Here is a 24,177-nt window from a genome sequence, read left to right as displayed (position 1 = left end):
ACGATACTGCGCTACCCCTCCGGCAGCGCGAACACCTGTCCGGGATAGATCAGATCGGGGTCGCGGATCAGGTCGCGATTGGCCTCATAGACCCGCACATATTGCTCGCCGGACCCGAACCGGTCGCGCGCGATGGCCCAAAGGGTGAACCCCGGCTGCACCGTCACCGCCGTCGCCGTTTGCGGGGCGGAGGTGGCAATCTCGGGCGCCTCGCGCTGGAACGGGGTCTCGACGCGACTGGTCACGGTGCCGCCCGCGTCCACCTCGTCGACCCGCAAGCGGTACACCCCTGCATCCACATCCGGCAGCGGCGCTTCCCACGCGCCGTTCTCAGAAATGCGCGTGGTCTTCACGGCCTCATCGTTCAGGTAAACCCGAACATACCCTTGCGACGTCCCGCGCCCCGTCAAAGCCACCTCGCCCTCGGCGTCATAGGTGATTGTGTCGATCACCACATTGGCCGTCACAGGCGCGTCGGCCACAGCTTTCGGGGCTTGGGGTTGCGGGGCCGGTTGAAGCAGGGTCACGCCGGCATTATCTGCCAGCACCACCGCAGGGGCATCCGGTGTGGACGCATCCTCCGCTGTTTCTGCGATGTCATTCGCCGCCGCCGGAGCTTGCGCAATTTCAGTCGCATCAGTGGCAGGCTGCGTTTCCACCCCGCCTTCAACCACCGCCTCCCCATCGTCCGGCTTGGCGCTGGTGGTGCGAACAGGCGAAATCAGCAGCGTCCCTTCGGAGGCGATCTGCGTGCCATCAGCAAGCTCGGTGAGCATCGACAAGGCGCGCGGCGTATCTGCTGCCGGAAAATCAAGCAACACGCCGAACTTTCCCGCCGCATCCGCTTTGCCCCGCGCGATTTCCACCCCGTCGAGCAGGAAAACCACCTCGCTCTCCGGCTCTGCCGCGCCCGCAATGACGCCTCCTCCATCAGGCGCCACCTGCACCACGTCAAAGGTCGGTGCTGCGGGTGCCGGGGGTTGCTCCCCCTCCGGATCCGCTTCGGCAACTATCTCTGCTACACCTTGCGCAGTCGGGGTTTGCTCTTCCGGCGCATCCGCGACCGCCTGTTGGGTCGCCGGTGCGGCCCCATCGCTCGGTGTCGCTGGCTGGTCAGGCTCCCCCTTCACCATAGCCACCGCGTCCAGCGCCGCTTGTTCCGCCGCGTCCGGCACGGCTTGCACATCGGCCTCCGGCATCACGACATCGCGGTTTTGCGTCACCAGATACGCGCCACCGAGAATGATAATCACAACAGCGGCTCCGGCGGCCGCCGCAGGTCCGCTCATCCCCAGTCTGGACCAGATAGCCATATGTGTCTTCCTTCTCCCTCGGCCCTCCAAGAAAGGCGTTGTGACAGCGTAGCAGCCCCCATAGAACAAGGCAAAGCCACTTATCCGTCCGGAGCCCGCCCCATGTCCCAGCAAAAATCCGTCTGTGTTTATTGCGGCTCCCGCTTTGGGGCCAATCCCGACTACAAGCAGGCCGCCCTTGATCTAGGGCAGGCTCTGGCGGCCAATCAATGGCGGCTGGTTTACGGCGCGGGCGATGTCGGGCTGATGGGGGCGGTGGCGCAATCTACACAAGCGGCGGGCGGCGAGACCTTCGGCGTGATCCCCAGCCACCTTTTCAAGCGCGAGGTCGGCAAGCGCGACCTCAACACCTTCATCGTCACTGAAACCATGCACGAGCGCAAAAAGGTCATGTATATGAACTCCGACGCCATCGTGGTGCTGCCCGGTGGTGCCGGCTCTCTGGACGAGTTTTTCGAGGTGCTGACATGGCGCCAGCTGGGCCTGCACAGCAAACCGATCTTTCTGCTCAACACCAATGGTTTCTGGTCACCGCTGGTCGCCCTCACCGATCATATCGTCGCGCAAGGCTTCGCCGACGCGTCGCTGCTCGATTTCATCACCGTCACTGACACCGTCCCCGACCTGACGCGCCAGTTAAGGGATGTGCTGCGCTAACCCCATCATTGCTTCAAAAATACCTAAATCCCCGACATCAGCCCCGATCGCAGCGGTCTGACCAAGACGTGATCCCCCCTCATCCTTCCTTCTTGCTACGCTCGTGAAAAGAATCACCGGAGGACACCCATGAAGCTCACAAAAAACCTTGCGGCCCCCCTATGCGCTTTAGGCGCTCTGGCCCTGACCGCCCCCGCCAGCGCGACCGAGGGCGAACGCATCCAGATCACCGGCGAGATCATCGACACGTGGTGCTATTTCTCCGGCGTCATGGGCGGGCCTGACGCGGTTGTCGGCTCGGCCCATCACACCTGTGCGCTGTGGTGCTCGGCGGGGGGCATCCCCGTTGGCCTGTTGGGCGAAGACGGCGAGGTCTATATGGTTCTCAAGATCGAGGGCGACGACCAGAACGCCTCCGGCGACACCAATCTGAACCTCGCCAGCCACGAGATTACAGCCGATGGCATGCTCTACAAGCGCGACGGGCTAAATTATCTGGTGGTCGAAAAGGTCGTGACCGACCACGGCATCACCAACCTGAACCACGAAGATTACGGCGTCGTGCCGGGCTTCGCCATTCCGGAGCCAAAGAAATGAGGGCCGCATCCATGACACGTCTCATCGCCTTGGCCCTGATCGCCGCCAGCCCCGTCTATGCCGCCGATTTCTCCGAAGGGTCCACCGCGAAAAGCTGGAATCTCTATGCCGAAGCCCCTGCGCTCTTCGAGGCCAAGGTCGTTGACATCACCTGTGAAGTCACCGGAGACTGCCCCGACAATTGCGGCGACGGCGACCGCCAGCTGGGTCTTTTGCGTGCCGCGGATGGCGTGCTGGTTTTCCCCAACAAGAACGCGCAAAGCGGCTTTCAGGGGGCCACCGTCGACCTTCTGCCGTTTTGTGACAAGCAGGTCGAAGTTGACGGATTGCTGATCGAAGACGAAGACATCCAAGGGGCCACGAATATCTATCTCGTTCAAAAAGTCCGCGAGGTCGGCTCGGAGGACTGGGTCAAGGCCAACACCTGGAGCAAGGTTTGGGCCGCCAAATACCCCGAGGCCAAAGGCAAAGGCCCGTGGTTCCGCCGCGACCCGCGCGTCAATGCGCATCTGGCCGAGACCGGACATTTCGGGCTGGGCCTCGAGAAAGACGCGGAACTGATCAAGGAGCTGTTCGAGTGATCAAGCCTGTCCTTGCCCTGCTGGCGCTGTGTTCTCCGGCGCTGGCGGATCAATCCCCCCTGCCCTTCGATCTGGGCGGGGCGTTCGAACTGGTTGACCAGACAGGGACCGCACGCACGCAGGCTGACCCGCAGGGACATCCGCAATTGCTGTTCTTCGGCTATGCCAATTGCCGCGAAATCTGCTCTGCCGCGCTACCGATGATGGCGCAGGTGGCGGATGCAGTGGCTGAACAGGGGATCACCGTGACACCTGTCATGATCACCGTCGATCCGGCCCGCGACACAGTCGACACCCTCGGCCCCGCGCTGGCGCAGCATCATGCGGATTTTGTCGGGCTGACCGGCACGGCGATGCAATTGCAAGTGGCCTATGACGCCTACCAGATCGAAACCGAGGAGGTTTTCACCGACCCCGAATACGGACCTGTCTATGCCCATGGCAGCTTTCTCTATTTGCTGGACGCGCAGGGCAAGTTGCTGACCCTTGTCCCCCCCGTCATCACACCGGAGGCGGCGGCAGGGATCGTTGCGAAATATACCCAAGGCCAAAGCTGATGGCCGATCTGTCGAGGCGTGCGCTGCTGACCGGCGGAGCAATCGTTCTGGCGGGTGGCATGATCTATGCCGCGGGCGGGCGCAACCTGTTTTACTCTGCGATCACCGAGGCGTCGGAGGCTGTGCATATCGACCCACCCACCGCACATCAGCAGGCCGTGGCGGGTGATATCCTGTTGGTCGACATTCGCCGCCCCGATGAATGGACACGCACGGGCTCCGGCGAAGGTGCCACCCGGCTCGACATGCGGCGTGAGGATTTCGTGGACGCATTGTTAACACTGACGGGCGGAGAGACCGCCCTGCCCGTCGCCCTGATCTGCGCGCGCGGTGTGCGCTCGGCGCGGCTTAGCAACCAGTTGGCAGCGGCGGGGTTCAGTAACATCATCGACGTGCCGGAAGGCATGCAAGGATCGCGGGCCGGACCGGGATGGCTGAAGCGCGGGCTTCCGGTGGTCCGATGAAATGGCTCGCTGCATTGGCCTTTCTGGCCACCCCCGCCCTTGCCTGCGGCGACGCGGAACAGCCCTGCGAGCTGCCGCTTGGCAGCTATCATATCGAGGCACCTGAAGACGCGGATGGTTCGGTCCCCGCCGTAGTGTTTCTGCACGGCGCAGGTGGTAAAGGCACCGGTATCCTGCGGATGGGTGGCCCAATCCTGAAGCGCGGTTATGCGGTAATCGGCCCCAACGGATTGAAGCGCCCGAACTCGCGTTTCGGCTCCGGCTGGTCCTTCCATCCCGACCGGGTGCAACAACGCGACGAGCTGGCTTTTGTCCGTGCCGTCATCGACGACGCCGTCGCCAATCATGGTGTCGACCGCGACCGTATCTTGCTGGCGGGGTTCTCTATTGGCGGGTCGATGACCTCCTATCTGGCCTGCGACGCGCCTGATCTGGCCCGCGCCTACGCCCCTGTGGCGGGCAGCTTCTGGCGGCCCCATCCGGCGATGGATGCGTGCAAGGGTCCGGTGAAACTGCTCCACACCCATGGCTGGCGCGACACCACCGTGCCGCTGGAAGGCCGTCCTTTGGGCGGCGGGCGCATTTATCAAGGCGATGTGTTCCAAGCGATGCAGATCTGGCGCGAAACCAACGGGTGCAAGAACATGCGCGCTGATACGTTCGACACCTCCGGCGAGTTCTGGCGGCGCAGCTGGGACACCTGTGACGCAGGTGCGCTGGAGTTTGCCCTGCACCAAGGCGCGCATGGCATCCCCAAAGGCTGGGCGGTTATGGCGTTGGATTGGTTCGAAGCGCTGGAGTAGCTATTCGGCTGCGACCTGGTCGGCATTCTCCAAAACCACCCGAATGCGGGAGCGCTCGCGCTTGGCGCTTTGGATGATCGCGGGGGCGTTGAACACCTCCGCCGTGCCAAGCTGGCGGGAGGTCCATTTAAACCGCGTCAGCTTCGCGCCGCTCAGCATCGACAACGGTACCGCAAGGGCCAAAGACACCGCGATGGGCAGCAGCCATAGCGTGATGATCCCCTCGGACATACCCGCCACCAACAAGGCCCCTGCGACCGTTTCCAGCGCGTGGAATTTCAGGACGGTGGTAAAGCCGTAGCGGCCACCTTGGCGGGCTTGCGGGGTCCATGTTTCCTTGAAGCCGATCCATGTGCGGGCGACGGCAATGGTTTGCTGCACCATCAAAATAGGCGCGTAGAGCACCGAGACGATAATCTCCGTCACGAAGGACAGCACGAACTGCCCCGCTCCGCCAAGATCACGCAGCGACGGGCCGGAGCGCAGCAGCGCGGCGGCCCCGAGAAATTTCGGCGCAAGCAGCATGCCATACATGAACACCAGAATGGCAAGGTTGCTGACATGGCCCATTTCCGGCCACGCCACCTGTGGGTTCTCGCCGGTGAAATAGCGGATAACGTTGGCTTCCTCGCCCTTGCCGATCAGCGCCCAGACGGTCAGCAGCGCGAACCATGCGGGGGATAGCAGATAGCCCATCGCGCCGTGGAACAGGTGAAAACGGGTGACCGGATGGAAGCCCTTGGAGCCGAGAATATTGAGGTGTTGCAGGTTGCCCTGACACCAGCGGCGGTCACGAAGCACGTAGTCGATCAGCGTCGCGGGGACCTCTTCATAGCTGCCTTTGACCTGCGGCATGAAGCGGACGCCCCAGCCCGCACGGCGCAGCAGGCCCGCCTCGACAAAGTCGTGGCTGAGGATCAGCGCGCCTTTGGAGCGGAACGTGTCGAGCCGTGGCAGCCCCGCACAAGACGCAAAGGCGGCGGTGCGGATGATGGCGTTATGGCCCCAGTAATTGCCCTCGTGGTCGGCCCAGCGGGCCAGCCCTTCGGCCAATGCGGCACCATAAATGGTGCTGGAGAACTGCTGCACACGGCCAAACAGGGTCTCGGCACCAAAGAGTTGCGGGAAGCTCTGGATCAGGCCGGCGGACGGGTCGTGGGCCATCTCGTCGGTCAGGGTGATAATGGCTTGGCCGGACATCAGGCTGTCAGCGTCGAGCACCAGCATGGCGTCGTAGCCACCACCCCACCGCTGCACCCAATCAGCCAGATTACCGACCTTGCGGTCGATATTGTCGATGCGGCGGCGGTAGTGCAGCGCGATGTGGTCCGGCAGATTGGCGCGCAGCATGGCGAAGGCGCGCAGTTCTTGCTCGGCAATGACCTCGTCGCGGGTGTCAGACAGGATGAACAGCGTGAAGCTGTGGGGGTGCTGCGTGCGGTCCAGCTCTTCGAGCATGGCGCAGGCATTGCCGAACACGTCCCAAGGCACCTCGTTATAGACAGGCACCAACAGCGCCACGTCCTGCGCAGGCGCAGGTTTTCCAGAGCGCGCAATGCGCGGGCGCATCATGTTGACCAGCCCGACCGTGACGGTCGACACCGACAGGGAAATCCAGAAGAACGTGCAGGCGATCAACGCGATCAAGATGCCTTCGAACACCGACAACCCGCCCATGGCGAACCAGTCGGTGAAGGCGGCGATCAACCCGCCTGTGGTGATGATCGCGGGCAAAAATGTCGCCAGCCGCCAGAGCCGCGTGGACGGATCGTTGGGCAAGTCGGGTGCCGCCCCGTCGCGGTAATCGGAAGACAGGTCTTGCACAGGAAACGCCAAGGGCTGTTCCGGCGGCATCATCGGCATGCGGGTTATCGGGCCATGTGCGGTCATGCGGTCCACCTGTAGAGCCACACTTCGGTCAGTGATTTTCCGTCTTTCACCAGCTGCACCCTGAGTTCCGCCGAGGCCACCTCACCCGGCTCGAACTTGAACGCGAGACGCACGCCGCCGGTTCCCTCGTTGCGCTGCAAAATGCCGTCGCTGACGGTGCCGCGATTGGCGCTGATGAACCGAGTGATGTCCTCTAACTCCGCCTCTTTGGTGCCGAACGCCTCGTGATCCGCAAAGTCGACGGCCATGATGATATAGGGCTTTTCCTTGTCGTAGCCCTTGCCGATACGGGTGTTCAACACGCGCGAAACCGGCCGCGTGTCCTCGGGCTCGCCACCCCATGCCATCTGGTAGGCGAAGCTGTAGCCCTGCCCTGCGGCCATCGGATCACGGGGCCGCCAATAGGCGACGATGTTGTCGTAGATTTCCTTGTCGGACGGGATTTCCACCAAAGTCACGGCGCCCTGCCCCCAGTCGCCTTGCGGCGTGATCCAGAGCGAGGGTCGGTTGTGGTAAAGCGCCTCCAGATCGGCGAAATCCTCGGACTGGCGGGCGCGTTGCATCAGCCCGAAGCCACGCGGATTGGTGTCGACGAAACTGGAGACCTGCAAGCTGGACGGGTTGGCCAAAGGCCGCCACAACATCTCGCCCGCGCCGTTCCAGACCAGCAGGCCCTCGCTGTCATGGACCGCCTCGCGGAAGTCGTCGAAGCGGGCGCGGTTGGTCTGGTCGAACAGGAACATCGACGTGAGCGGGGCAAGGCCCACATGGGTCAGTTCCGTGCGCGGGTAGAGCGTCGCCTCCACTGTCACATGCGCAGGTTGGCCGGGGGTGATACGGAAGCTGTAAGCGCCTGTCGTGGACGGGCCGTCGAGCAAGGCGTGCACGGTGATTGTGGTGGCGTCACTTGACGGGGCCTCGACCCAGAAACGGGTGAATTCGGGGAACTCCTCGCCCTCCGCCTCGCCGGTGTTCAGCGCTAAGCCGCGTGCGGACAGGCCATAGGTCTGGCCAGTGCCGATGGCGCGGAAGTAGCTGGCGCCTTGGAACACCATGAACTCTTCGAAGCGGCCAGGTTTGGTCAACTCGTGGCGCAGGCGCAGGCCGGAATAGCCAAGCGTGCTTTCCATCGGGTCTTCGGCCATGGCGGCGTCGACCAGCTCTTTGGGGAACTGCTCGTAGCGCTTGAACAGCGACAGATCAAAACCCAGCTTGCGGGCGGTGTCGCCCTCGACAATGTTGATCTCGATCGGGCGCGGAAAGTAGAGACCGGGATGGAAGAAATCCATTTGGAAGGCGCGGTCGGTGTCGGACCAGAGCGCTTTCTTGGTGTTGAACACCAGCGCCTTGTACTGGTCATAGGTCAGGTTTTTCCACGCGTCGGGCACTTCCGGCATGGGCGCATAGTCTTCGCCCGCGAGGCGCTGCGCCTCGGCCTTCAGCCAGTCGAGCGAGAACGGGACCGCCTCGCCCTTGAACATCGGCAAAGCGCTTGCGGGTCCAGCCATAGCGGCGGCCCCCAGCATGGTCAGGAAAGAGCGGCGCGACAGGCTCATGCGGTCGCCCCTTTCGCGGGTTTCCACGGTGTGCCTTTGATCCAAGCCACGAAGTAAGCCACCGCGATCAAGGCGGCGACGCCGACGAGGTTCACCAGCACAACAGTGCTTGTTTCACGGCCGATCTGGTCCATCGTGAAACCCGCGATGCGCGCGAACACCATGGAAAAGACAAACACGGCAAGGCTTTGCTGGCCGATCTTCATGATGATCTTGACGAACTTGCCCCATGCGTTCGATAGCGCGGTGCCGCCAGTGGCGATCAGGCGATGCCCGCCCGCACCCGCCACGACCCAAGCGAGGTAAGCCAGCGACAGGAATTGCACATAGCGCAGGATGGCGAAGGACGACTTGTCGATCAGCGGCTTGTTGGCCACGCGCCAGTCGATTACCGGATTGCCCTCGAACGCGCCGAACCATTCCTGATTGACCGCGCGCACCCCGATATTGGACAGAGGGATGTTGGCCACGACGATCACCGCAGCAAGCGCGATCAGCCATGTCTTGACGGGCGGGGCCGGAATCCAGCCGCGCATGAAGGCAAAACCGGTGAAAAAGCACAGCTGCCAGCCGAACGGGTTGAAGAACCAGTGACGGTCGGACCATGGCTCTGCCGGAAGGCTCAGCCACAGATGACTGGCCCCGAGCCATTCCAGCACCCCTTCTTGTGCGAACAGCCAGACGGTTACGACAACGGCGGCGGTCAACCACAGGTTTACGCGGCTCAGCGCCATGACGACGGGCATCATCACAAGGATCGCCATATACATCGGCAGAATGTCGAAATAATTCGGCACGTAGGTCAAGGTAAACAGCCCGACCAGATTGTCGGCGGTGGTGGTGACAATCCCTGTCGTGCTGCCGGTGCGGCCCTCGAAAATCGGCACGAGGTTCAGCGAGTTGATATATTCCTTGCCGAACACCCCGAGGCTGTCCCACCACGCGACCATCATGGCGATGGTGAAGAACATGCAGATATGGGCCCAGTAAACCTGCCAAACACGGTAGCCGACACGGGCGGTCCCAAGCACCCATCCGGCGCGGTCAAAGGTGCGCCCGAAGGCGATGGCGGACGCCATGCCCGAGCAGAACACGAAAATCTCGGTCGCGTCGGAGAAGCCCCAACGGGCCGGAATCCAGCTGGTGAAGAAATTTCCCGGCGTATGGGCGAACAGGATGATGATCATCGCAATGCCACGATAAAAATCGAGCCGCGGATCGCGTGTTGTGACGCCAGAAGTACCCGACGCCGTCGCGCTGGCCGCATATACGCCCGCGGCTGGAGAAAGAGAGGAACTGGAGGCCATGGTCATGATTTTGCGTTTCTTTTCGCCGATTCTACTTCGCGCTTATTCAGCAGGGACACGGGCCTTGCAAGAGCTTGCGTCGCGCCCTTCCGAAATGAGCGAAAAACGGGCGGCGGCGTAGCCGTCTTCGCAGCCCCCGCGCTTGCGCATCCGGTCTTTAAGTATGGTTTCCGCGTCATCCAGAAGGCCCGCGCGGATGCCCGCGTCGATGGTCAGGCGCTCGAACACGTCGCGTTGGGCATGCGAGCCGCCTGCCCGTTGCATCGTATGGCGTGCGCGCGACAGATTGAAGAAGGCGGTCTTGTAATCCGCCTCGCCGAACGCTTCCAGTCCGGCGGCAGCGCTGAGGCCGGGGCTGGCCATGATCCGGTCCATCTCCAGGCGGTTTGATTGCGCGTCCCGATGCATGCGCCCCAGCAGCTTGGTAATCGCCTGTTTGCGCGATCCGCCAATCAGTGCCAGTAGGTAGTGCAAATCGGCAAAGATCAGGCAGCCGTCTTCGGTGCGGTTCGCCGACAGGTCCGCCAGTTCCTCCCAACGGTCGCCCACGTCGATGCCGTTCAGCTCCAACCGCGACAACAGCGAAGTTGCGTTGGAGATATCGCGGTAATCGTCGGTTTTGTCGGCACGGATCTGGCTATCATAAAGCGCCAGAACCGCATCGTTCTGGCCTAAATCAAGATGCATCAGCGCCTTGTGCCACCACACATGGTAGCGAAAATTGTTGCAATGGGACCAAGCCGCCTCGCGGCCTTCGAGCCATTTCAATCCGCCTTCGGCATCGCAGGTCATATCGTAGACATGAGCGATAGCGTGCAGGCCCCACGCGTCGTCAGGGCTGACGGTCAGCCCCATGCGCCCGACGGTTTCGGCGCGGGCATATTCACCGGTTTCTTCCAACGTGAAGGCGTGACAACCCATCAGGTAGCCGCGCCCCGCATGGTCCGGCCCGTAGGCCCCCATAACCGCCTCGACCGACGTTCGCATCCCCGCACCGTCGCCCAGCACAAAGCGGATCGCGTGGCTCAGTTTCATCGCCAAAGTGTCGGCAGGATGCACCGCCAGCACGTCTTCCAGATGCTGGATCGCCTGCGTCAGACGACACCCGTAGAGCGCCTTCAATGCGTCGACGAAAGAGCGTTCACGGGCTGTGATCGGGGTGGCCAAGGCCGACGCTTCCGCCAACCCAAGTGCCTCGCGGGCGATCTCGCTCAATTCGCGACGGCCCAACAGCAGGTAGAATATACCTTTCACCGCATGGCCCAAGGCAAAATCCGGATCGCGGGTCAGCGTGTCACCCAGATGCGTCGGCGTCGCCGCCCCATGGGCCATGAACGCCATCAGTGTTTTATTCCACGCCTCAAGCGCGTCGCGGGAATTGATCGTGGTGTCTTGCCCGAATACGTCTTGATACATGCTGTGGTCTCACGGTTGATTCTGGTGCGGAGCAAAGCCCGCATCCTCTGTGATAGCGATTAGTCGGCACCGGTAAACGGCTGGGCCCATTGAATAACGCATACGTGAGGCCGCGTGGGGGATAGGTGATCGAAAACAAGGCATGTGCGCGGCAATGCGCCGATTTACCAAGGGGTTAACGCCAGCGTCATTGCGGAATTGCGGGGGCCAAGCTGTGTTTTGACCCTGCGACCGCCGCCCCAAAGCCGCCACCCCACGGCCTCAGATGTTCCATTCTTGACGGGTAGAAGCGCCGTGCAGGAAGTCGCAGATTGCAACATCTTATCCAAATTCTGATCTATGCGATCGCGGGCTACACCGCCGCTTACATGGTGTTGCGCCCTAAGACATTGATTGACGCGCTCTCGACCGGTCCCGGTATGGGCGCGCCCGGATGGGCCTTTCACCGCGAACACTACAAGCTCACCTATCCGGTTCTGGCGATGCTGCTGGTCGTGTTGGCACTCGCCATCGCGCAAATCCCTAGCGCACCGGCCTAAGACGTCCCCAAATCAAAATCGCGTCTGCACGAGGCTGCCTGCTATGGTTGCGGAGCGGCCTTTGCCACCTGCTCCAGCCACTCCAACACCGCATCCGTGTCCTCGCCGAAATGCGGCGGTGGGCGGCGATAGGTGACAGGGGTCTTCGAGAACTTCAGTGGGTTGCCGATCAACGACACCGCCCCGTCGCGCACATCGTCGCGCGCCATGTCGATCTTCATCTCGCGCGCCGCGACTTGTTCGGAGGCAAAGACCTGCCCAAGCGTATTCACCGGCCCCACCGGAACCTTGCGCGCCTCCAGCCCGTCGAGGATGTCTTGCATGCTCCGCTCGACCATCAGACCTTCAATGATTTTTAGCAGCTTGGTGCGGTTTTCAATCCGCGCAGGATTGGTGGCAAAGGCGGGGTCCTCGGCCAGATCGGGCCGCCCCAGATAGTCGCAGAACCGCGCATACTGGCTGTCGTTTCCGACCGCCACCAGCACATGACCATCTGCGGCCTCAAAAGTCTGGTACGGCACAATCGTGGCATGTTCATTGCCTTGGCGCTTGCGCTCCTTACCGGTGGTCAGATGCGCGACACCTTCGTTGATCAGCCACGCGATCTGGCTATCGACAAGGGCGATGTCCACATGCTGCCCTTCTCCGGTGGCGTCCCGGTGACGCAGCGCTGCCAGAATCCCGACGGTCGCATACATCCCGCACATCACGTCCGCAATGCCGACGCCGACCTTCATCGGGCGGCCCTGAGGCTCTCCGGTCAGGGACATGATGCCGCCATAGCCCTGCGCCATCAGGTCGTATCCGGGCTTGCTGCGGTTGGGGCCTGTCTGGCCATAGCCGGAAATCGAGCAATAGATCAGCTGCGGATGCGCGCCCAATAGACTGTCGTGATCCAGCCCGTATTTCTTCAGCCCGTCAGGTTTGAAATTCTCGATCACCACATCCGCCTGCGCCGCCAGTTGGTGAATGACCGCCTGCCCCTCCGGCGTCGCAATATCCACGCCCACAGACAGCTTGTTGCGGTTGGCACACATGAAATACGCGGACAGATCGGTGCGGTTCCCGTCCGGCCCGTCCACAAAAGGCGGGCCCCATTTGCGGGTGTCATCGCCGTCAGAGCCGGGGTTTTCGATCTTCCAGACCTCCGCCCCCAAATCGCCCAGCAATTGCGTGCAGGTCGGGCCTGCCAGAATGCGGCTGAGATCCAGCACTTTAATTCCGTCCAAAGTGCGTGCCATTTGCCCGTCCATCATTGCTTCGTAAGTACCTCCGCCGGAGGCATTAAAATCTAGATCCGCCCGTCATAGGCCTTCCGGTCAATCACGGCAGCGATCACGGTGAAGGTCTCAGCCTGCATCGCCGCCGTCAAGGCGTCTTGCAACTGCGCGCGCGAGGTCACGGTATGCCCCTCGCCGCCAAAGGCCCGCCCGATCGCGGCAAAGTCGTGGGCGTCAAAATCAACCCCCGCATTGCCCATCTGCCGCTGGCGCTGTTTCAGCTCGATCAGGGACAAGGAGCGGTCGACGAAGACCACGAATATCGTGTTCAACCCGTGCTCTTTGGCGGTGGACCACTCGCCGGCCACCATCAGCGCCCCCGCATCACCCGAAAAGCTGACGACACAGCGCGTAGGATCCGCATATTTGGCCCCCATGGCCAGCGGCACCGCGCAGCCCATGGTGCACAACGCCGAGGATTGCAGCAATGTGCGCGGCGCGTGGCAGGTCCACATCTGGGACAGCAATATCCGGTGCGCCCCGCTGTCCACGGTGGCGATGGCATCCTTGGGCAGTGTGTCGCGGCAGGTGGCGATGATCGCTGCGGGGCCCCATGTTTCATCTGTCGGGAACGCCGCTGCCAGTGCGGATTTGGTGGCCGCAACCTCGCCCTCGGGCCACGTGTCGCGCGCTGCGCCGGATGCCGCCAACGCCCGCAAAGCGGCCCCCGTGTCACATATAAAACTCAGGCCCGCTTGATGCATGTAATGGTGGTTCGGCGCGGCAGATATGTCGATCACCCGCACCTGATCGGGGTCCCAGACCTCGCGCCAGCCTGGGCGCATCTCGATCGGATCATAGCCGACGCAGATCACCAGATCGGCCTGCCGCACCAATGGCAGAAGATGTGTGTCCGCCAAAGGCGACAGCCCTGCCCCGCCTAACGCTAGCGGATGGGTCTCGGGGATCACCCCTTTGGCCTTGTAGGTCGTGATCACGGGCGCGCCCAGAGCTTCGACAAACCGCAACAGCTCCGCCGCGCTGTCATCATAGAGCACATCCAGCCCGGCGATGATCACCGGTCGCTCCGCCCCATCAAGCCAGGCGCGGGCCAAGGCCAGATCATCCGCGACGGGCGCGGTCCTGCCCGCTGGCGCACGGCGCCGCAGCTTCGGGGCCGCAACTTCGTCTGCCACAGAGATCGGCACATCTATATGGACGGGACCTCCGCGCCTTTCGGTGGCAATCCCCACGGCCTTGTCGGCCACGATGTCAGCGCCTTCGGCGGTCAGGGTAAAGGTCGCTTTGGTGATCTCGTCGAACACACGCTGGTGATCAAGCACCTGATGCGTGTAGGTCAGCGCCTCGTCAGGGTCGACGCATCCGGTGAGCACGATCATCGGCACCCGCTCCTGATGGGCGTTGGCCACTACATTGACGCCATTCATCGCCCCCGGCCCGACGGTGGCTACCAATATTGCGGGCGCGCCGTTCACGTGATGCACCCCTTCGGCCATAAAACCGGCGGCGTTCTCATGCTTGCACAACACGAATTCGATCCCGGCCTTCTCCAGTGCATCAACAAGCGTCAGCACCTCTCCGCCGGGCATCCCGAACGCATGGCGACACCCGGCCTCGAATAGCCGCTCGGCGAGCAAGTCAGCGGCGCGTTTAGGGCTGCCCATTTCCGTCTCCTTCAAAGCTCGGGATGCTGGTATCAACCGGCAGCGGCGTCAGCAATGGTCTTGAAGATCACGTCCAGTTCGGATGCGGCCACGCCAAGGTCGGGGTCTGACTCTTCCATGTAAGGTGCAAACACCAAAGACGGCGTTTTGTAGCTGAGCGTCGCGCCGCTGTGCGTTTCGGTCACATAGAGGCGAACCGGCGCTTCGATCATCGCCGACGTGGAGAGCGCCAGTATCCGGACGGCGAATGCGTTATTGAACACGCCGATCACCCGGTTGCCCGGAATGGTGATCCCGCGCGCCTTGGCGGCGCCTGTGGGTCCCGCTTGGGTCACCACGCCCATTTTATTGGCCTTCACCGCCTCAACGACGTCTTGCACCAGCTGGTCATAGGGTTTGGAGGTCTCCATCACCACCCATCCCGGTCGCGCAGTGACGTCCGCTGCGGCAAAGCCGGCCCAAAGGCTCAGGGCAACACTCAAGATCGCGCGCATGTCAGGTCTCCATTTGGTTTTAAATACTCATAAAGACATGCCAGAGCCCCGCACGCACCGCCAATCACGTCTGCGCCAGCGCTTGCCAAACAGCCAAAGGGCCCCCGAGCGGCAGCTCGGAGGCCCTTTCAAACAAAATCGCGCGCAGGCATCGCCTGCGTTCAATCAGATCAACACATAGCGCCCGGCGTCATCCGGCCAGCTCCGCTTTCACGATTTTTTCAATGTCGCGCACGCTGTGATTGGTCAGCGTCTTGTCGATCTCGCCGATGACCTTGCTCGACACTTCTTGGTGCAAGGCGTCGCGCAATTCGCCCAGTATTTTCGGGGCGGCGACAATGACCAAGGCCGCGAACATCCCGGCATGCGCTTTCTCGTAAAGCATGTCTGCCAGATCGCTCGCGAAGCGCTCTTTCGCCAGTTCGTGCCAATCAGTGTCATCAAATGCGGAGCGGTGGCCCGGGCCTCCGTCATGCATCCGTCCGGGACGGTTGGCAGACTGGTCAATGTCTTTGGGGTTGTCCTGTTCGTCCTTGCGGATGACGTCCAGATTGGGGTTCTCCCCGTCTGTCAGATTTTCAAGGATCAGAGCCTTTTCGCCATCGGCAACGACCACCCACGCTTTATGAGGAAGTTTGGTCATTCCGACGTCTCCTCGTTTTCCTTGGTGACACGTGTCTTGCCTGCGGGCCGTTCGTTCGAGCGTTTCAACTCGTCAGCACTGCCAATTTCGCGGGCGAGCCTGCCGCCGTCACGGCCTTGACCGGAGGGCGCACCGGTCTCGCCTAGAATTTTGTCCGTGTCGCGTGAGTTGTCTTTGGATCTGTGGCGCTCTGCCATGGGGACCTCCTGCGTTTGCGTTGGTTCACAAGATCAACCCCTCGCATCCGTCATAGTTCCCCAGCCCAAAGAAAAACCCCGCAAAAAGGCGGGGTTCTTCGACGTTAAGGGTGGCCACGCATCACATGCGTAAGAGCGGCAGCCACGCATCACATGCGCGAGGCGACGTTTTCCCAGTTCACCAGATTGTCCATGAAGTTGGACAGGTATTTCGGACGCGCGTTGCGGAAGTCGATGTAGTAGGAATGCTCCCACACGTCGCAGCCCAAAAGCGCGGTCTGCCCGAAACACAGCGGGTTCACGCCGTTCTCGGTTTTGGTGACTTTCAGCCCGCCATCGGTGTCTTTCACCAGCCAGCACCAGCCGGAGCCGAACTGGCCCGCGCCGGCGGCCGCGAACTCTTCTTTGAATTTGTCGACAGAGCCGAAGCTGTCCTTCAACGCCGTTTCCAGCTCGGATGGCATTGCGGATTTGCCCGGGCTCATCATTTCCCAGAACTGGTTGTGGTTCCACAGCTGCGAGATGTTGTTGAAAATCCCGCTCTGCGCCACGGCGCCCTTGTCATAGGTGCCCTTGATGATCTCTTCGAGGGATTTGCCTTCCCATTCAGTGCCCTTGATCGCCTTGTTGCCGTTCTCCACGTAAGCGTTGTGGTGCTTGTCGTGGTGATATTCCAGCGTCTCCTTGGACATGCCGGCATCAGCCAGCGCGTCGTGGGCGTATGGAAGGTCAGGAAGTGTAAAAGCCATTATCTGGGCCCCCTTGTTGGAATGAGTTGCTACCTATCATAACTGAGGGCGCGAAGGCGTGGGGTCAAGGCTCGTTTGGACTAACAAGCGCACCGCCGCCCGCCTATTTACAATTGACGGGAACTCTGGAGGACGACTTGCGGCGGCTCGGAGCCGCCGAAGATTGCAGTGACGCCCTGCCGGATTTCATATCGACGCTCAGATTGTATTGCACGGTTGCGTTCAGCGGCTCGGTGAACCCTTGCCCCTTTTTATCGTCCACAGTTTGGGCCCAGCTATAGGTCACAAACTTCTTTGATTGCTTGACCTTGGCGCGGGTTTTGGCCTTACCGCTGCGGGTCGTGAATTCGACCACTGCCTCGCCAGCTTTCGCCTTCTGGCGGATGGCCACCTGCGTGGCGGACCAGTCATAGGCTTTGCGCGGCTTGCCCACCTTGCACGAAAAACTTCGGTTCTGCCCCGATTTCCACAATGTATGGAGCATGCCGCCGTTCTTGGTCGCAACCTTGCCCGCCGATTTGATCTTCGCGGTCAGGGCTTTTACCTGCGCGGCTGGAACCACCGCGCAGCGGCCGCTTCCGGTGAACGTATCGGGGTATCCGAGCGGGGTCGCCACCACCTTATAGCTCAGGTCGGATTTGTTGATCACCGCACGAAAGGCCAAGGCAGGTGTGCGGGACCCGCGACTGTCGCGCACGCCCTTGACCTTCCACGTCAGCACCAGCTGACGCGCGTTGTCCCGCCGGACCTTGGCCGTCACCGGCACCTTCATGAAGGCCAGGATCAACGGATCGGATACGGTGACTTTCTTGGAGGTCCCCTCGCGGGCATAGGTGAAGGCATCAGGCACCCAGCCCGACGATCCCGACGTTTTGGTGCATTGCACCAAGGCCTGCTGCGCCTGTGCGCCCTGCGGGGCGGTTGTCAAAACCAGTGCTGCAACAATGGCGGCGAACATCCGAGAAAACATAGCAAAATCCTGTTTGGCCTATGGCGGCTTTCCTAGCCCAGAATTCGCGGAATGTGAACCGTCGCGACCTCGGATCATCGCCGCACCCAACCTGAAGCGCGGCGTGCTTGTCTCATGGCTCCGTGGCCCGCAGGGTTAGCCGCGTCGGCAGGTCCCAAAGCCTTGCATGTTCAAACCACCGGAAGCGCTCGACACGCTGGTGACAAAATTCCCACGCATCGAAAACTTGCCCGTTTTCGTGTCCAGACGTGCCCGATAGTTGACCGTCGGCTCATAAAAATTGGTCTCGGTTGGCGGCAGCATGGAGCGCGGAACTGGCGATAGCTTCCACGAGAAAATCTGCACCTTACCGACTTTTCGACCCAAGTTGCCTTCAACTGACCGGCGGCCCGCTTTCGCGCTCACATTGTCTGATACGACGACGCGCCCTGCATTCGAGATGGTTACCCTTAGACGCGAAGGTGTGACACCCGTATACAGCCCGACACCCTTTTTCGGGGAGATCTTGCAATTTTTTCGGGGAGATCTTGCAATTGTAGGTAGCCGACATCGCTGGGGCGGTAGCCGCGATCATCACACCCGCCAGAATTGGCAACAGATAGCTTTTCATATTCAATCCCTTACACTAAAAATCAATGGCCCTATAAAAGCTGCCGGATGGTCGGCGCACAAGGCAAGATTTACTCAATGTTTCTCCTCGGGGCCGAGTTTTGTCGATCAGAACAAATCATCGGATACCGAGCAAGCACAGAAAGGTTGATTTGGACCGCGATCCGAGCGTGTCAAGCTCTCCGGCAAACCGGCATTTCGAGACGCACTCAGGGCGCGTCATCCTTAGAAAGAATGCTCAAGGGTTCAGGTCAGAGAAATCCAACCTCAGAACCCGTCCGCGCCGACATGCTCAGCACGTCGAAGACATATTGTGCCTCGGAGCGGAAGCAGACCAGTTCGAACGTGGTCTCGTCGCGCATCCAGAAGGCCACCGCAGCTTGTGCCAGCCGTGTGCGGCGGAACATGCCTGTGGTGAACGTCTCGCGGGACAGATCGACCGGCGACAGCTTGGCCAGCACCTCGCGCCCGCCCTCACCTTCAATGGTGAACACGGCGCGCGCGTCGGAGACGTTGACCGCCAGCGCGTGCTCGCCTTCCAGTGCTTTGACGAGGCGGGATGTGGCGTCGACCACCTCCGCATAAGGCACCATCACCAGCAATTCGTCGGGCGACATCCACGCGACAGCCTTGTCGCCCGCGCTGTTGCATGCGCGTTGCGCAGGGACATCGACGCCAGCGGCGGATTTGACCGCCTTTTTCAGTTTTGCCGACGACAGGTCGCCGCGCAGGGTGATCATTCCGCGCAATCCTGCTTCGGTGATGGTCACGAAGCCTTTAGAAGTTACGCCTTGCAAGGCGCTGACAGCATTAGACATTTTGCTTCTCCCCTTCGGGGTCATAGAACACGGCACTGACGATTTTCGCCTGCACGATAGAACCGTCGAGATTGGGGAAATCAATCACCTCTCCCATCCGTTCCGGCCCATTATGGATCAATCCCATGGCGATCCCTTTGTTAAGCGTCGGCGAATGGTAGGTCGACGTCACGCGGCCTTGCGTGTTGCGTTGGCCGTTGGCGTTGGTGCCATCCGCGACCGCATAAGCGCCGTCGGGAAGGGTTGAGCCATCGACGGTTTCCAAGCCGACCAACTGCCAGCGCTCGGGATCGGTCATATGCACCCGCTCCTGCGCGCGTTTACCGAGGTAGTCTTCCTTCTTCTTGGACAGCGCCCAGCTCAAACCGAGGTCTTGCGGGATGATCGTGCCATCCGTCTCGTCCCCGATCATTATGAAGCCCTTCTCGGCGCGTAGGATGTGCAGCGCTTCGGTGCCGTAGGCAGTGGCGTTAAACTCCGCCCCCGCCTCGTGCAGCGCGTCCCAGAAGGCGCGGGTCTGGCTGGCGGGTACGGCAATCTCGTAGCTGAGTTCGCCGGAGAAGGAGATACGGAAGACGCGGGCGTCGAAATCGCCGATCTTGCCCTCTGTCCACTCCATAAAGCCGAGCGCCTCTTTGGACAGGTCCATGCCGCCCAGCTTCTCCAGCACTTTGCGGGCATTGGGACCAACGACGGCGATCTGGCCGAATTGTTCGGTCGCGTTGACGGTGTAGATCTTCCAGTCCCACCATTCGGTTTGCAGCCATTCCTCCATGTGCCCGTGGATACGCGAGGCCCCGCCGGTGGTGGTGTGGCAGAGCCATGTGTCGTCGTCGATCCGCGCGACCACGCCGTCATCGGTGAGGAAGCCGTTTTCGGTGCACATGAGGCCGTAGCGGCATTTGCCCGGCTTCAGGTTGGACATCATGTTGGTATACATCATATCGAGGAATTTGCCCGCGTCGGGGCCTTTTACGATGATCTTGCCAAGGGTGGAGGCATCCAGCAAGCCGAGGCTTTCACGTGTGGCCTTGACCTCGCGATGCACCGCTTGTTCTACCGTCTCGCCGCTGCGTTGGTAGCAATAGGCGCGACGCCAGTGGCCGACGGGTTCCCAGTACGCCCCGTTGTCGTCACCCCAAGCGTGGAGCGGTGTGCGGTTGAGCGGCTGGAAGATATCACCCCGCGCCTCGCCACCGATAGAGCCCATGGAAATAGGGGTATAGGGCGGGCGGAAGGTGGTGGTGCCAACGGAGGGGATCGGCGCGTTCAGGCTGTCCGCTAGGATCGCCAAGCCGTTGATATTGCTGAGCTTGCCTTGATCCGTGGCCATGCCGATGGTGGTATAACGCTTGGTGTGCTCGACGCTCTCGTAGCCCTCTTGGGCGGCGAGCTGCACGTCGGAGACCTTCACGTCGTTCTGGAAATCGAGCCACATCTTGGAGCGCAGCTTGTAGCCAGCACCTTGCGGCATTTTCCAGACGGGCAGCATCGGAGCCTCGTTCATGGCGTTGGCTTTCGGGGCCGCTGCCTTGGCGGGTTTGTGACCAGTGCGTTTGGCGGCGGTTTTGCCCGCCTGATCGGCGTCGGCCAGCACGGACGTGCTGTCCATCGCGCCATTGGCAATACCGGCGGTGATCACGAACGGCTCGCCCTGCGCGCCTTTGGGGGCGGCGTCGGGGTTGGGGCGGAAATGGGCTTGCGCGTCGTCCCAGACCAACTTGCCACCGCAATGGGACCACAGATGCACTACCGGAGACCAGCCACCGGACATGGCGACCGCTTCGCAGTCGATCGGCTCCAGCGCGTTGCCTTCCCCTGCATGGGCGCAAATCTCGACGCCCGTGACCCGTTTGGAGCCTTTGACCTTGGCAATGGCTTTGCCGTTCTCGATGCGGATGCCCAAGGCGCGGGCCTCGTCCGCCAGCGCGCCGCCGCCTTGCGGGCGGGCGTCGATGATCGCGGGGATTTCAAGTCCTGCCTGTTTCAGCGTGATCGCCGTGCGGTAGGCGTCGTCATTATTGGTCACGACCACCGTGCGGTCGCCGGGGCTGACGGCCCAGTTCGTCGCGTAGTCGCGTATTGCGGAGGCCAGCATCACGCCGGGGATGTCGTTGCCTGCGAAGGCCAGCGGACGCTCGATCGCGCCTGTCGCGGTGATGATCTGGCCAGCACGGATGCGCCACAAACGGTGACGCGGAGCATCCTGCGTGGGGGCGCGATCGGTCAGGCGTTCATAGGCCAGCGCGTAGCCGTGGTCATAGACGCCCGCGCCCATGGTGCGGATGCGTAGCGAAACGTTGCCCATCTTTTCAAGAGCTTGGATGGTGTCGTTGATCCAAGCGTCAGCAGGCTGGCCGTCGATTTCAACGCCATCGACGGGCGCACGACCGCCCCAATGGGCGGTCTGTTCGACCAGTAGAACCTTGGCGCCTGCCTCACCTGCGGCCTTGGCCGCTTGCAAGCCCGCGATGCCACCACCGACGATGAGGACGTCCACGAACGCGTAGAAATGCTCGTAACGGTCGGCGTCACGGTCTTTGGGAGCTTTGCCGAGGCCCGCCGCGCGGCGGATGAACGGCTCGAACACGTGTTTCCATGCAGGGGCCGGTGCCATGAAGGTCTTGTAGTAGAAGCCCGCAGGCATGAAGCGCGAGGCGTAGTTGTTGATCACACCCACGTCGAGTTCCAGCGAGGGCCAGTGGTTCTGGCTTTCGGCGGCCAACCCATCGAACAGCTCGGTGGTGGTGACGCGGGCATTGGGTTCGAACTCTCCGCCTTTGCCAAGGTTGACGAGACCGTTCGGCTCTTCCGCACCCGAGGCCACGACACCACGCGGGCGGTGGTATTTGAACGAGCGGCCCATGAGCATCTGGTCATTGGCCAGAAGCGCCGAGGCGAGGGTATCCCCCTCGAAGCCGCGCATGGTTTTGCCGTTGAACTGGAAGCTGACCTGCCTGGATTTGTTCAGCAGGCGGCCGCCGGTGGACAATCTGGTGCTCATGAGATCGGGCCTTCGTCTGTGTGGAAGGGTCGGACCCTCCGGGGGAGGTATTTAGGAAGCAATGATAGGGTCATGTTGCGCCCTGCCAGTTTTTGAAGCTCCAGTCGGGGCGTTTGGCGGTGATGGCGTCGATGATGTCTTTGGGCGGCTCAAAGGTTTGGGCGGGATATGTGCCGAAGACCTCCAGCGTGGTGGTGTCGCGGGCTGCGTGGAACCACTTGCCGCAGCCATTGGCGTGACGCCAGCGTTCCAGATGCACGCCGCGCGGGTTGGCGCGAGTAAACAGGTAGTGCTCGAATGCGTCATCGTCGGAGCCGACGGTTTCGCGTTTGATGTGGGCCTGACCGCCGCCATGCAGCTCGGTTTCCTCGGCTTTGACGCCGCAATAGGGGCATTCAAGGATCAGCATGGGGCGCTCCTTCGGGTAGACACGACAAAGGCGGGTGCCGCGAAGCACCCGCCCTGATTGGGGAGGAAAACAGAGTGGTCGGTGTTAGCCGTCGACAGCCGGGGCAGCGTTTGGCGCAATGGCCGCTGGTGCTTCGAGCGTTTCGGCTGGCACCATCGTTTCGCCTTCGGTGACCGAGCCGGAGCCCAGCATGGCGAGCACGATGATAAACAGGCCGATAAGCACGGCTGCAACGACGAGGCCGGTGGTGCCGACGCCTTCGTTCTGGGTTGTGTAGTCAGACATGGGAGTACCTCCTTTGGTGAGGTCTCCATGATGGCGGGTTGGGCCGTTGGCTCAACGGGCATTGGGGTTTGCGCGCAATTTGGGCGGGGTGTAGCCGGAAATGCGCCAAGAGGTGCGCTAAATTGTGCTGAGCGGGAGTTCGCCATCAGTGCGCCACCCCTGCCGCGACGCTTTCATCAATGAACCGGCCCTCTTTGAAGCGGTCCAGCCCGAATTCGGCAGTCAGGGGCGAATGGCCTTTGGCGACCAGCTCTGCCATGGCCCAGCCGGAGCCGGGAATAGCCTTGAAGCCGCCGGTGCCCCATCCGCAGTTGATGAAGCAGTTGCCCAACGGGGTTTTCGACAGGATCGGGGAGCGGTCGCCGGTGACGTCCACGATGCCGCCCCATTGGCGCAGCATCTTGAGGCGAGACAGCATCGGGAAGGTCTCGATCAGCGCGCGCACGGTTTCCTCGATATGCTGGAAACTGCCGCGTTGGGTGTAATTGTTGTACCCGTCGGTGCCGCCGCCGATGACCATCTCGCCTTTGTCGGATTGCGACATGTAGCCATGCACCGTGTTAGCCATGACGACGATGTCCATGCAGGGCTTGATCGGCTCGGAGACCAGCGCTTGCAGGGCCACGGATTCGATTGGCAGCCGGAAGCCTGCAAGCTCCGCCACATGGCCGGAATTGCCCGCGACCACGATGCACAGCTTGTCGCAGTCAATCTCGCCCTTGGTGGTGGAGACGCCTTTGACCTCGCCACCCTCGCGCCGCACGGCGGTGACTTCGCATTGCTGGATGATGTCCATGCCCATGTCCGAGCAGGCGCGTGCATAGCCCCATGCCACCGCGTCATGGCGTGCGGTGCCGCCGCGGGCCTGAAACAGACCGCCCAGCACCGGATAGCGCGGGCCGTCGACATTCATGATCGGGCAAATTTCCTTGACCTTTTGCGGGCCGATGAATTCGGTTTTCACGCCCTGCAATGCGTTGGCATAGGCCGTGCGCTGGTAGCCGCGCACCTCGTGGTGGGTTTGCGCCAGCATCAGCACGCCGCGTGGCGAGAACATGACGTTGTAGTTCAGGTCCTGGGACATGGTCTCGTAGAGAGAGCGCGCCTTCTCGTAGATCGCGGCCGACGGATCTTGCAGGTAGTTGGAGCGGATAATCGTGGTGTTGCGCCCCGTGTTGCCGCCGCCAAGCCAGCCCTTCTCAATCACCGCCACATCGGTGATGCCGTGGTTTTTGCCAAGATAATAGGCCGTGGCCAGCCCGTGCCCCCCTGCACCGATGATGATGACCTTGTATTTCTTCTTCGGCGTGGGCGAGCGCCATGCGCGCTCCCAACCGGAGTGGAAGCGGGCCGCCTCGCGGGCGATGGCAAAAGCCGAATAGCGTTTCATGGCGAATGGTCCCTTCGGGCGGCG

General features: G+C 61.8%; 24 protein-coding genes. 7 read left to right on the top strand and 17 right to left on the bottom strand.

The genetic code is table 11. The features are described from left to right. Nucleotides 1–11: 11 nt before the first annotated feature. Nucleotides 12–1,313: a LysM peptidoglycan-binding domain-containing protein gene (locus BUB72_RS04095; protein WP_073140986.1), complete on the bottom strand. Its 1,302-nt coding sequence runs from the start codon at nt 1,311–1,313 to the stop codon at nt 12–14. Nucleotides 1,314–1,415: 102 nt separating this feature from the next. Here BUB72_RS04095 and BUB72_RS04090 point away from each other — a divergent pair, with 102 nt between their 5' ends. From BUB72_RS04090 to BUB72_RS04065, 6 genes are all read left to right on the top strand, one after another. Then, nucleotides 1,416–1,970 (top strand): LOG family protein, encoded by a 555-nt coding sequence (locus BUB72_RS04090; RefSeq protein ID WP_073140984.1) that lies wholly within the window; start codon nt 1,416–1,418, stop codon nt 1,968–1,970. A 129-nt stretch (nt 1,971–2,099) separates the two neighbouring features. Then, nucleotides 2,100–2,567 carry a hypothetical protein gene (locus BUB72_RS04085; protein WP_073140983.1) on the top strand — a complete coding sequence of 156 codons (468 nt, stop codon included), beginning with the start codon at nt 2,100–2,102 and terminating at the stop codon, nt 2,565–2,567. An 11-nt stretch (nt 2,568–2,578) separates the two neighbouring features. After that, nucleotides 2,579–3,148 (top strand): hypothetical protein, encoded by a 570-nt coding sequence (locus tag BUB72_RS04080; RefSeq protein WP_073140981.1) that lies wholly within the window; start codon nt 2,579–2,581, stop codon nt 3,146–3,148. Next, nucleotides 3,145–3,705, top strand: coding sequence for an SCO family protein (locus BUB72_RS04075; protein ID WP_139250607.1), 561 nt, complete (start codon nt 3,145–3,147; stop codon nt 3,703–3,705). Before BUB72_RS04080 ends, BUB72_RS04075 begins: the two co-directional genes overlap by 4 nt. Beyond that, nucleotides 3,705–4,169, top strand: coding sequence for a rhodanese-like domain-containing protein (locus BUB72_RS04070; protein WP_073140978.1), 465 nt, complete (start codon nt 3,705–3,707; stop codon nt 4,167–4,169). Before BUB72_RS04075 ends, BUB72_RS04070 begins: the two co-directional genes overlap by 1 nt. Continuing rightward, a complete protein-coding gene (locus BUB72_RS04065; RefSeq protein ID WP_073141683.1) occupies nt 4,166–4,972 on the top strand; it encodes a CE1 family esterase in 807 nt (268 codons plus the stop codon). Before BUB72_RS04070 ends, BUB72_RS04065 begins: the two co-directional genes overlap by 4 nt. On the opposite strand, the gene mdoH is transcribed toward BUB72_RS04065, so the two are convergent. The 4 genes from mdoH to BUB72_RS04045 are packed head-to-tail and all read right to left on the bottom strand — an operon-like array spanning nt 4,973 to nt 11,141. Next, nucleotides 4,973–6,862: a glucans biosynthesis glucosyltransferase MdoH gene (gene mdoH / locus BUB72_RS04060; protein ID WP_245814717.1), complete on the bottom strand. Its 1,890-nt coding sequence runs from the start codon at nt 6,860–6,862 to the stop codon at nt 4,973–4,975. Continuing rightward, complete coding sequence (locus BUB72_RS04055; protein ID WP_073140976.1) at nt 6,859–8,418, bottom strand: OpgD/OpgG family glucan biosynthesis protein; 1,560 nt, start codon at nt 8,416–8,418, stop codon at nt 6,859–6,861. Before BUB72_RS04055 ends, mdoH begins: the two co-directional genes overlap by 4 nt. Beyond that, nucleotides 8,415–9,731 (bottom strand): OpgC family protein, encoded by a 1,317-nt coding sequence (locus tag BUB72_RS04050; RefSeq protein ID WP_083588559.1) that lies wholly within the window; start codon nt 9,729–9,731, stop codon nt 8,415–8,417. The genes BUB72_RS04055 and BUB72_RS04050 overlap by 4 nt, the downstream gene beginning before the upstream one ends. A 36-nt stretch (nt 9,732–9,767) precedes the next feature. Continuing rightward, a complete protein-coding gene (locus BUB72_RS04045) occupies nt 9,768–11,141 on the bottom strand; it encodes a tetratricopeptide repeat protein (protein WP_073140974.1) in 1,374 nt (457 codons plus the stop codon). 311 nt (nt 11,142–11,452) lie between these two features. Between BUB72_RS04045 and BUB72_RS04040 the strand changes: the two genes are divergently transcribed. Then, nucleotides 11,453–11,680 carry a hypothetical protein gene (locus tag BUB72_RS04040; protein WP_073140972.1) on the top strand — a complete coding sequence of 76 codons (228 nt, stop codon included), beginning with the start codon at nt 11,453–11,455 and terminating at the stop codon, nt 11,678–11,680. Nucleotides 11,681–11,721: 41 nt separating this feature from the next. Here the strand turns inward: BUB72_RS04040 and BUB72_RS04035 are convergent, their stop codons facing one another. The 12 genes from BUB72_RS04035 to BUB72_RS03975 form a co-directional block, all read right to left on the bottom strand. Continuing rightward, entirely contained in the window at nt 11,722–12,921 is a 1,200-nt protein-coding gene (locus tag BUB72_RS04035) for a CaiB/BaiF CoA transferase family protein (protein WP_073141677.1), read from the bottom strand. A 50-nt stretch (nt 12,922–12,971) separates the two neighbouring features. Continuing rightward, the gene (locus tag BUB72_RS04030; protein ID WP_073140970.1) at nt 12,972–14,585 is read right to left on the bottom strand and encodes a thiamine pyrophosphate-binding protein; all 1,614 of its coding nucleotides are present in this window, start codon (nt 14,583–14,585) and stop codon (nt 12,972–12,974) included. 32 nt (nt 14,586–14,617) lie between these two features. Continuing rightward, the gene (locus tag BUB72_RS04025; protein ID WP_073140969.1) at nt 14,618–15,079 is read right to left on the bottom strand and encodes a DUF302 domain-containing protein; all 462 of its coding nucleotides are present in this window, start codon (nt 15,077–15,079) and stop codon (nt 14,618–14,620) included. Between the two features lie 190 nt (nt 15,080–15,269). After that, a complete protein-coding gene (locus BUB72_RS04020; RefSeq protein ID WP_073140967.1) occupies nt 15,270–15,722 on the bottom strand; it encodes a host attachment family protein in 453 nt (150 codons plus the stop codon). Further along, nucleotides 15,719–15,919: a hypothetical protein gene (locus BUB72_RS04015; RefSeq protein ID WP_073140965.1), complete on the bottom strand. Its 201-nt coding sequence runs from the start codon at nt 15,917–15,919 to the stop codon at nt 15,719–15,721. The genes BUB72_RS04020 and BUB72_RS04015 overlap by 4 nt, the downstream gene beginning before the upstream one ends. Before the next feature lie 149 nt (nt 15,920–16,068). Then, nucleotides 16,069–16,668 (bottom strand): superoxide dismutase, encoded by a 600-nt coding sequence (locus tag BUB72_RS04010; RefSeq protein WP_073140963.1) that lies wholly within the window; start codon nt 16,666–16,668, stop codon nt 16,069–16,071. A 103-nt stretch (nt 16,669–16,771) separates the two neighbouring features. Next, nucleotides 16,772–17,638: a hypothetical protein gene (locus BUB72_RS04005; RefSeq protein WP_073140961.1), complete on the bottom strand. Its 867-nt coding sequence runs from the start codon at nt 17,636–17,638 to the stop codon at nt 16,772–16,774. A gap of 860 nt (nt 17,639–18,498) precedes the next feature. Beyond that, nucleotides 18,499–19,065: a sarcosine oxidase subunit gamma gene (locus BUB72_RS03995; protein WP_073140957.1), complete on the bottom strand. Its 567-nt coding sequence runs from the start codon at nt 19,063–19,065 to the stop codon at nt 18,499–18,501. Then, entirely contained in the window at nt 19,058–22,069 is a 3,012-nt protein-coding gene (locus tag BUB72_RS03990; RefSeq protein WP_073140955.1) for a sarcosine oxidase subunit alpha family protein, read from the bottom strand. The genes BUB72_RS03995 and BUB72_RS03990 overlap by 8 nt, the downstream gene beginning before the upstream one ends. A gap of 70 nt (nt 22,070–22,139) precedes the next feature. After that, nucleotides 22,140–22,478 (bottom strand): sarcosine oxidase subunit delta, encoded by a 339-nt coding sequence (locus BUB72_RS03985; protein ID WP_073140954.1) that lies wholly within the window; start codon nt 22,476–22,478, stop codon nt 22,140–22,142. A gap of 84 nt (nt 22,479–22,562) precedes the next feature. Further along, nucleotides 22,563–22,763, bottom strand: a complete 201-nt coding sequence (locus BUB72_RS03980; protein WP_073140952.1) for a hypothetical protein — start codon at nt 22,761–22,763, stop codon at nt 22,563–22,565. A 145-nt stretch (nt 22,764–22,908) separates the two neighbouring features. After that, nucleotides 22,909–24,153 carry a sarcosine oxidase subunit beta family protein gene (locus BUB72_RS03975; RefSeq protein WP_073140950.1) on the bottom strand — a complete coding sequence of 415 codons (1,245 nt, stop codon included), beginning with the start codon at nt 24,151–24,153 and terminating at the stop codon, nt 22,909–22,911. Nucleotides 24,154–24,177 lie beyond the last annotated feature (24 nt).

It is taken from the genome of Litoreibacter ascidiaceicola, from assembly GCF_900129235.1.
Taxonomy (GTDB): Bacteria; Pseudomonadota; Alphaproteobacteria; order Rhodobacterales; family Rhodobacteraceae; genus Litoreibacter; species Litoreibacter ascidiaceicola.
The sequence above is the reverse complement of the archived record's forward strand: the minus strand, read 5'-3'. Positions and strand labels throughout refer to the sequence as shown.

Bases quoted from the DNA above. Each gene is read 5' to 3' on its own strand.
- BUB72_RS04035 (WP_073141677.1), bottom strand. From the start codon at position 12,921: ATGGCACGCACTTTGGACGGAATTAAAGTGCTGGATCTCAGCCGCATT.
- BUB72_RS04070 (WP_073140978.1), top strand. From the start codon at position 3,705: ATGGCCGATCTGTCGAGGCGTGCGCTGCTGACCGGCGGAGCAATCGTT.
- BUB72_RS04015 (WP_073140965.1), bottom strand. From the start codon at position 15,919: ATGGCAGAGCGCCACAGATCCAAAGACAACTCACGCGACACGGACAAA.
- BUB72_RS04065 (WP_073141683.1), top strand. From the start codon at position 4,166: ATGAAATGGCTCGCTGCATTGGCCTTTCTGGCCACCCCCGCCCTTGCC.
- BUB72_RS04085 (WP_073140983.1), top strand. From the start codon at position 2,100: ATGAAGCTCACAAAAAACCTTGCGGCCCCCCTATGCGCTTTAGGCGCT.
- BUB72_RS03975 (WP_073140950.1), bottom strand. From the start codon at position 24,153: ATGAAACGCTATTCGGCTTTTGCCATCGCCCGCGAGGCGGCCCGCTTC.
- mdoH (WP_245814717.1), bottom strand. From the start codon at position 6,862: ATGACCGCACATGGCCCGATAACCCGCATGCCGATGATGCCGCCGGAA.
- BUB72_RS04090 (WP_073140984.1), top strand. From the start codon at position 1,416: ATGTCCCAGCAAAAATCCGTCTGTGTTTATTGCGGCTCCCGCTTTGGG.
- BUB72_RS04005 (WP_073140961.1), bottom strand. From the start codon at position 17,638: ATGTTTTCTCGGATGTTCGCCGCCATTGTTGCAGCACTGGTTTTGACA.
- BUB72_RS03980 (WP_073140952.1), bottom strand. From the start codon at position 22,763: ATGTCTGACTACACAACCCAGAACGAAGGCGTCGGCACCACCGGCCTC.
- BUB72_RS04050 (WP_083588559.1), bottom strand. From the start codon at position 9,731: ATGACCATGGCCTCCAGTTCCTCTCTTTCTCCAGCCGCGGGCGTATAT.
- BUB72_RS04095 (WP_073140986.1), bottom strand. From the start codon at position 1,313: ATGGCTATCTGGTCCAGACTGGGGATGAGCGGACCTGCGGCGGCCGCC.
- BUB72_RS04030 (WP_073140970.1), bottom strand. From the start codon at position 14,585: ATGGGCAGCCCTAAACGCGCCGCTGACTTGCTCGCCGAGCGGCTATTC.
- BUB72_RS04010 (WP_073140963.1), bottom strand. From the start codon at position 16,668: ATGGCTTTTACACTTCCTGACCTTCCATACGCCCACGACGCGCTGGCT.
- BUB72_RS04055 (WP_073140976.1), bottom strand. From the start codon at position 8,418: ATGAGCCTGTCGCGCCGCTCTTTCCTGACCATGCTGGGGGCCGCCGCT.
- BUB72_RS04045 (WP_073140974.1), bottom strand. From the start codon at position 11,141: ATGTATCAAGACGTATTCGGGCAAGACACCACGATCAATTCCCGCGAC.
- BUB72_RS04025 (WP_073140969.1), bottom strand. From the start codon at position 15,079: ATGCGCGCGATCTTGAGTGTTGCCCTGAGCCTTTGGGCCGGCTTTGCC.
- BUB72_RS03995 (WP_073140957.1), bottom strand. From the start codon at position 19,065: ATGTCTAATGCTGTCAGCGCCTTGCAAGGCGTAACTTCTAAAGGCTTC.
- BUB72_RS04080 (WP_073140981.1), top strand. From the start codon at position 2,579: ATGACACGTCTCATCGCCTTGGCCCTGATCGCCGCCAGCCCCGTCTAT.
- BUB72_RS04020 (WP_073140967.1), bottom strand. From the start codon at position 15,722: ATGACCAAACTTCCTCATAAAGCGTGGGTGGTCGTTGCCGATGGCGAA.
- BUB72_RS03990 (WP_073140955.1), bottom strand. From the start codon at position 22,069: ATGAGCACCAGATTGTCCACCGGCGGCCGCCTGCTGAACAAATCCAGG.
- BUB72_RS03985 (WP_073140954.1), bottom strand. From the start codon at position 22,478: ATGCTGATCCTTGAATGCCCCTATTGCGGCGTCAAAGCCGAGGAAACC.